Annotated in this window: 3 protein-coding genes, 2 tRNA genes and 1 pseudogene; 5 read left to right on the top strand and 1 reads right to left on the bottom strand. The window is 66.7% G+C overall.

Features of this window, described 5'->3' with window-relative positions; translation table 11 throughout:
* Nucleotides 1–117: 117 nt before the first annotated feature.
* The 5 genes and pseudogenes from ACESLR_RS09570 to ACESLR_RS09550 all read left to right on the top strand — a co-directional run bounded on the left by ACESLR_RS09570 (nucleotide 118) and on the right by ACESLR_RS09550 (nucleotide 2,962).
* A pseudogene (locus ACESLR_RS09570) lies at nucleotides 118–834 on the top strand (cytochrome-c peroxidase).
* A 258-nt stretch (nucleotides 835–1,092) separates the two neighbouring features.
* Nucleotides 1,093–2,499: a glutamate--tRNA ligase gene (gltX, locus tag ACESLR_RS09565; RefSeq protein WP_373023998.1), complete on the top strand. Its 1,407-nt coding sequence runs from the start codon at nucleotides 1,093–1,095 to the stop codon at nucleotides 2,497–2,499.
* Between the two features lie 42 nt (nucleotides 2,500–2,541).
* A tRNA-Ala gene (locus ACESLR_RS09560) sits at nucleotides 2,542–2,617 on the top strand.
* 24 nt (nucleotides 2,618–2,641) lie between these two features.
* Entirely contained in the window at nucleotides 2,642–2,866 is a 225-nt protein-coding gene (locus ACESLR_RS09555; protein WP_373023997.1) for a hypothetical protein, read from the top strand.
* 20 nt (nucleotides 2,867–2,886) lie between these two features.
* A tRNA-Glu gene (locus ACESLR_RS09550) sits at nucleotides 2,887–2,962 on the top strand.
* 139 nt (nucleotides 2,963–3,101) lie between these two features.
* On the opposite strand, the gene ACESLR_RS09545 is transcribed toward ACESLR_RS09550, so the two are convergent.
* The gene (locus tag ACESLR_RS09545; RefSeq protein WP_373024010.1) at nucleotides 3,102–6,977 is read right to left on the bottom strand and encodes an AAA family ATPase; all 3,876 of its coding nucleotides are present in this window, start codon (nucleotides 6,975–6,977) and stop codon (nucleotides 3,102–3,104) included.
* Nucleotides 6,978–7,094: the final 117 nt, after the last annotated feature.

Below are 7,094 nucleotides of genomic sequence, written 5' to 3'. Positions count from 1 at the left end.
CCGGTTTCCCGTGTGGGTAGGGTGGGTTTCAGGCGATCTGGACCGAGTCTAGATCGATCCGGGCCGACACCTATTTCCCAGGGGAGACCTTCCACGAAGACACTTTCCGGATTTCGCATGACCGCGCACGCGGCCTGCGTGGTCGTCGCCATGGGAACCTCGACACCGGTGCTGGCGGATACGGACTATTCCGAGTGCCGCGACGTGTTCGACCCGTTGCCGGAGCTGGGTTCGATCGAGGCCGAAATCGAGATGGCGATGGCGATGGCGTTGGCAGACGCGATCGAACGTCTGGAAGAGTTCAACGAGTGCCAGGAGAAGTCCAAGCCGGCTATCCCGGCTATGTGACGGCGACAACGTGATCAATGCCGATCACGTGGCCCATGCGCTGGCCGCCTTGCAGCGAACGCTGAACACCCCGTACTCGCCGCTGGATCACTGGCGGGTCGGAGACGAGGGCGCGATGTCCGAGCAGCAGCGGCACGGGATGAAACTCTTCGCCGACAATGGCTGCGTGGCCTGCCACCGCGGCCCGGCAATGACCGACAGCAACTTCCATCGCATCCAGGTACCGGGCTCGGAAGACGAGGGCCGCTATCGGGTGACCGAGGAGGAAAGCGATCGCTTTGCCTTCAAGACGCCAACCCTGCGCAACGTGGCCCTGACCCCCCTACATGAACAATGGGGAGACCGCCACGCTGGACGAGGCGATCCGCATCATGGGGCGGGAGATGCTGGGTACGGAGTTCAGCGATGACGAGGTCGCGGACCTGGAAGTTCATGCACGCGCTGACCGGGGACATACCCCCATTCGGGATTCCGGCGCTGCCGTAACGGCCGGTTGAACGGGTTGTACTCGCCGGCCCCCGGTCCCGGAGGGGCCCTTTTTGTGTCGGCGCTCCACGGCAATCTGATACTGCCCGGAGTGCCGGGTGAGGGCGACGGCTTTCATCGCGGTTCCTTCCTGCGGCGTCGGCGATGTTTGTCTGCCTCGAGTATCGCCCACGGTCGCCGGATTGCCGGATTATGGAGCGGTATCGTTCTGCTACCCTATGCGCCCTTGACTACGTTCCGAAATCGAGTGTCCTGCGCATGAGTCTTCGTACCCGTTTTGCCCCCAGTCCCACCGGTTATCTGCATATCGGTGGTGCCCGTACAGCACTGTTCTCCTGGCTGTATGCTCGCCACCACGGTGGCGAGTTCGTGCTGCGCATCGAGGACACCGACCTCGAGCGCAGCACGGCCGAGTCGGTGAACGCCATCCTCGAGGGCATGAACTGGCTGGGGCTCACCTACGATCATGGGCCGTTCTATCAGACGGAGCGCTTTGACCGGTACAAGGAGGTGATCGATCAGCTGATGGCGGCCGGCCATGCCTATCGCTGCTACTGCACGAAGGAAGAACTGGACGCGATGCGCGAGGAGCAGAAGGCGCGCAAGGAAAAGCCGCGCTATGACGGCCGCTGCCGCGCTCGCACCGAGCCACGCGAGGGCGTGGAACCGGTCATCCGCTTCCGCACCCCGGACGAGGGCGTGACGCTCGTCGACGACATGGTGCGCGGAAAGGTCGCGTTCCAGAACAGCGAGCTGGACGACCTGATCATCGCCCGCTCCGATGGCTCGCCGACCTACAACCTGACCGTGGTTGTCGACGACATGGACATGGGCATTACCCATGTGGTCCGCGGCGACGACCACCTGAACAACACCCCGCGCCAGATCAACATCCTCAAGGCGCTGGGCGTAGAGCCGCCGCGCTATGGCCACCTGCCGATGATCATGGGTCCGGACGGCGCCAAGCTGTCCAAGCGCCATGGCGCCGTGTCGGTCATGCAGTATCGCGACGAGGGCTACCTGCCGGAGGCATTGCTGAACTACCTGGTGCGTCTGGGGTGGGCGCATGGAGATCAGGAAATCTTCTCGATGGACGAGCTGGTGCGCCTGTTCGATATCGAGGACGTCAACCAGTCCGCCTCTGCCATCAACCCCGACAAGCTTCTGTGGCTGAACCAGCATTACATCAAGACGCTGGACCCGGACCACGTCGCACTGGAATTCGGCTGGCACCTGGGACAGTTGGGGATCGACCCGAGCGATGGACCGGCGATGCGCGATGTCGTCATTGCCCAGCGCGAACGTGCCCGGACGCTTCGCGAAATGGCCGAGAACAGCGTGTATTTCTATCGCGAGTTCGAGGACTACGACGAGAAGGCCGTGCGCAAGCAGCTGACCGTCGAGGCCAAGCCCGTCTTGCAAACCCTGCACGATGGATTCAGTGCCCTGGGCGCCTGGGAGAAGGAACCGCTCCATGAGGTGGTGGTGCATACCGGCGAGCGGCTGGAGCTGAAGCTGGGCAAGGTCGCGCAGCCCCTGCGGGTGGCCCTGACCGGGGGTACGGTGTCCCCGCCGATCGATGATACGCTGGTGCTGATCGGTCGCGAGCGCGCCCTGGCCCGGATCGACCGCGCGTTGGAGAAAATTTCCGCCGATGCGGGTTGACACATTTCGGGGTGCTGGCTACAGTACGCGCTCGCCTGACACGGGGCCATAGCTCAGCTGGGAGAGCGCCTGCATGGCATGCAGGAGGTCGGCGGTTCGATCCCGCCTGGCTCCACCACTCAGGTGAAATGCGAGTCCATCAATGCATCGTTTCGGAGTCATCTCACTCTACGTTGGATTGGTGCTGGCAGTGGTCGGATTGATCGGCGGTTTCGGGCTGATGCTCACCGGGGAACAGACCTGGTCAAAGCCCCTCATCGCGCTGGTACCGATCGGGTTTTTGCTGGTATTCAACGGCCTCGTGACGACGCTTCTGCATCGGCCACCGGATCGAGAGGAAGACCGGCCCAAGGGCCCACCCGAGTAACGACAAGACGTTGCCTCTACGTCCCCATCGTCTAGAGGCCTAGGACACCGCCCTTTCACGGCGGCGACCGGGGTTCGAATCCCCGTGGGGACGCCATATTCCGAAAAGGCCCGAACCGCAAGGTTCGGGCCTTTTCATTTGTGGTGCAGGCACGCCCGACAAACACCGCAGCGGCAGAGTCTGGGGCGGTGGGTTCCTGGCGGCCGCCGCCGGACACTTGCCCCGGCGGTGGTTGTCAGGCGAGGCGAGGATCGCGCTGGCGGCGTTCGTCGGGGTGAGGGCGCGGGATGATGCAGTGGTTGATGCGCAGGAGTTCGCGTTCGGCCCAGGATTGCACCTGGGGGTCGGTGGCGAATCGGGCGTAATCGAGCAGGGTCTGGCGTTCGATGTTGGGATTGCCCTGTTCGTGGGCGATCCGGCGGGCGCGCTCCAGTTCTTCCCAGCCCTCTTCGTCTTGCCCGTCGCTTTTGGTGAGCAGCGCGACCGCGCGCAGTCGCCGGATCGTGGGCTCGAAGGCGAGATCTCCGCGTTTGCGACAGCCGGCGAGGGCCTCGTCCGCGACCGCCAGTCGCTGTTCCGGGGCGGTGTCACTGGTCTGCAGGGCATCCAGCAGGATGAGCTGGAAGATGGTGTTGACGCCATCCATGATGTGGCGCATCGCTTCCACCTGCTGTTCGATGGCCTCGTGCGCGTCGGCTTGCCCCTGCCGGGCCAGGGCCCAGTTCTCGAGCGTGATGCCCGCCGCGCGCCACAGCGGGTAGTCGTACTCCTGGGCGATGGAGAGCGCGCGGCGCGCGGCGGGCAGGGCCGACTCCGGGTCCGCGCAGTAGAAGCCGAGGACCGAGCGGAAGGTATGCACGAAGGCCTCGGTGGGCCGGTGGCCGAGCTCGTCGGCCTGCTGGCAGGCGGCATCCATCTCGGTCCAGGCGCGGGCGTGATTGCCCAGATGGAGCAGGGTCCAGGCCATGAAGCCGCGGGCGCTGATCGCGGGGTTTTCGGTGTGGCGTGCCACCAGGGTGGCGTGATCCTCGTCGCGGTAGAGCTCGACCGCCTGCGTCTGGTGTTCCAGGGCCTCGGCGAAACGCCCGGTCCAGAAGTGGGTGTTGCCCTGCACGTAATGCGCCGCGATCTTCAAAAGGCGGTCGCCCGAGCGTTCGGCCAGCTGTTCCATCTCGGCGGCGAGGCGATGCGCCTCCGGGAATCCGTGCCAGGAGCCGGCGCCATGCCACAGGCCCCAAAGGACACGGAAGTACTGGACCGGATCCTGTTCCGGGGCGGTCAGGCGCATGGCGCGCTCGAAGATGTCGTTGACCGTGCGCGAGCCGTAGCCCAGCAGGGCCAGGTTGGAGGCCCCGAGGCCGCCCAGGGCGCGGAGGGTTTCCTGCTCGCGCGTGGTCGGGTCGTCGCTTGCCTGGGCCTGTGGGTGGCGCTCCAGACAGTCCAGCGCGTCCTCGAAGTAGTGCGAGGCCTCGGGCAGGATGCCGCGCGCGAAAGCGGCCTCGCCCGCCTGCAGCCAGGCACTGACTGCTTCCGGATAGCGCCCGGCATGGTACAGATGGGTAGCGATGCGGCCCCAGTCCGCGGTCTGCATGCCGTTTTCGCCGTCTTCCTGCATCAGGTCGGCCAGCTGGCCGTGCAGACGGGTGCGGTCGCTCAGCAGCATCGACTCGTAGGCCGCCTGGCGGAACAGGACGTGGCGGAAGCGATAGCGCACCCCGTCGACCATGCCGGCGGGTTCGATGAAGCCCTTTCCGGTCAGGCGCGTGAGTTGCCGGCGAATGGTGTCGGCCGGCTGGCCGCGCAGGCGACTCAGGATGCGGGTATCGAAGTCGCGGCCGATGACGGCCGCCGAATGCGCCAGTTCGCGGGCGCTGCCCAGCTGTTCCAGGCGGGCGACGAGAAGATTGGAAAGCCCCGGCGGGAGGGTGTCCGGCAGCTGGCCGGTACGCGCGGCCTCGAGGGCATAGCGCGTGAGCTCCTCGAGGAATAGCGGAACGCCCTCGCCGCGCTCGATCAGCTGGTCGCGCAGGCCACTGGAAAGGCGACCATTCGGGTCCAGGCGGTCCACCAGGTCGTGTGCGGCGGTATCGTCCAGCCCGTGGAGGCGGATGTGCTCCAGCGACAGGTCGCGCCAGGAGGAGCGAAAGCTCATGCGCGCCGTCAGGACGGCCATGATCGGCTGGCGATGCAGGCGCTGGTACAGCCGCCGCAGGAACTCCGAGGTACCGGAGTCCATCCAGTGCAGGTCGTCGCAGATCAGTAGGGTCGGGCCGTGTGCGGCGCGGCGGTGGACCAGTTCGACCAGGATGTCGATGATGCGGTCCCGGTCCAGCCCCTCGTGGGCAAGACTCTCGGGGCCGTCCGCATCCGGGTGGGTTAGCCAGTGGGCGAGACGTGGCGCGAGCGCGGGGGGAGTCCCCGCATGTTTGAGGGCTTCTTCCAGGCGCCGCTGGCGGGCGTCGCGCAGGCTGTCATGACCCATCCAGGTGGCGAGGGCCTGGCGCACGGGTGCCAGCAGTTGCCGGGCGCGGTCCTCGCGGTACTTGAGCAGGTAGCGTGAGCGGGCCTGACCGCGCACCTGGAGGTCGAGCGCGCGGGCGAGCCGGCTCTTGCCCAGTCCGGCCTCACCCTGGATCAGCACGAAGCGGACCTCGCCGGTCTCCAGGACCTGGTCCCAGTGCCCGCGAAGCTGCTCCAGTTCCGGACTGCGGCCGGTCAGCGGGGTCAGGCCGCGAAGGGTCTGGGCATCCACACGATCCAGGGGGCCGGGATCGCCGGTGACGCGATAGGCACCGGTGCCGTCCTCCGCTTTACGGAAGCTGAAATAGCCGGAGACGCGCGCGTAGGTCGGTTCGCTCACGCGCAGCGTCCCGGGGGCCGCGCGCTGGGCGCATTCGTGGACGCGCGCGGTTAACTGGCCGGTTGGGTCGGGCAGATCGGGATCGGCACCGGTGACGATCAGGTCGGTATCGACGGCCAGACGCAGCTGACAGTCGGCGGGGGCGGTCTCCAGTGCTTGCCAGGCGGCATGCACGGCGTCGACGGTTGCCTCCTCGCGCCCGGCCGGGTAGCCGAAATAGGCCAGCAGGCCGTGTCCCGGGGAGGGCACGACATGGCCGTGATGGCTCAGCAGGTCGAAGTCGACATGCTCCAGGGCGCGGTTGACCTGCTGCTGCTGGATCTCGATGTCGGCGCTCGCATCGGGCTGGACATGGCAGGCCACGACTGTAACGCGGCGGCGTTCGGGGCGCAGGATGGCCGGTTCGGGTTCCTCGGTCTTGATGTGCTGGCTGCTGGCCTCGGCGCGTTCGGCGCCGAGGATTTCCTCGCGCGTGCGCGCCAGGAGCTCGCCGGGCGCCTTGCCGGCCTCGGCTTCGAGATGGGCATAGTGATCGAGCGCGCGTTTTGGATGACCGCTGGCTGCAAGGGCCTTCATCAGGAGATGGTGCAGGGTCTCGTCGTGTGGCTCCATCGCCAGCAGGCGGTGGAGCTCGGCGAGCAGCGGCTCGCCCTCATTGGGCTTGGCCAGCTCGACAAGGTTGTGGGTGATGAAGACGAGCAGGTTTTGCCAGTGATGGTCGCGCTGGGCCTGGGCCCAGGCGGACAGTTCCGGGAGATCCTGCAGGGCGCGCAGGCCCTCGAGGAAGTGCCCGCGGTAGTCGCAGACGATCGCCAGGTTCGGATGTCTGGCGGTGGCGGCGCGGCTTTCGGCAGTGCGTCGCTCGGCGCGGGCACGCTCGGCAGGCGGGGCAGTAGTCTCCCGGCCCTCGGCGGTGCGTCGTTCGGCGCGGGCGCGTTGCAGGGTCAGGAAATCGATGTGCGAGTCCGGCTGCGGCTGGAAGCGCACGTAGCGGGGTGTGGCGTCGAGCAGGGGGGGATCGCTGGCCGGGAGTTGGCGGCGCAGTTGGAAAAGGCCCTGGCGCAGGTTGACCCGCGCGCTGTCGGAGTCGAGGTCTGGCCAGAACAGGCGCGCCAGCTCCTCGCGCGGGATGCGTCGCGGGCTCTCCGCCGCCACATAGGTCAGGAGCAGACCGAGCTTGGTCCCGGACAGGGCGGGTATGTCACGGTCCTCCACGCGTACACCGACGGTGCCGAAGGTCGTGATTTCCATATGCGCCAAAGCGGTCTCCGTCTTTCTAGGCAGTCGTTGGCTGCCATTCGTGTGCCGGCCAAACAACCTGGCTACCGTACGTCCGGTGTGGTTCCGGCGCGGGGCTCGTGTCCGCCT

This window comes from Thioalkalivibrio sp. (genome assembly GCF_041685615.1).
Lineage (GTDB): Bacteria > Pseudomonadota > Gammaproteobacteria > Ectothiorhodospirales > Ectothiorhodospiraceae > Thioalkalivibrio.
The sequence above is the reverse complement of the archived record's forward strand: the minus strand, read 5'-3'. Positions and strand labels throughout refer to the sequence as shown.

What these genes read in the sequence shown, in the direction of transcription:
- gltX (WP_373023998.1), top strand. Translation starts at nt 1,093, where the DNA reads ATGAGTCTTCGTACCCGTTTTGCCCCCAGTCCCACCGGTTATCTGCAT.
- ACESLR_RS09555 (WP_373023997.1), top strand. Translation starts at nt 2,642, where the DNA reads ATGCATCGTTTCGGAGTCATCTCACTCTACGTTGGATTGGTGCTGGCA.
- ACESLR_RS09545 (WP_373024010.1), bottom strand. Translation starts at nt 6,977, where the DNA reads ATGGAAATCACGACCTTCGGCACCGTCGGTGTACGCGTGGAGGACCGT.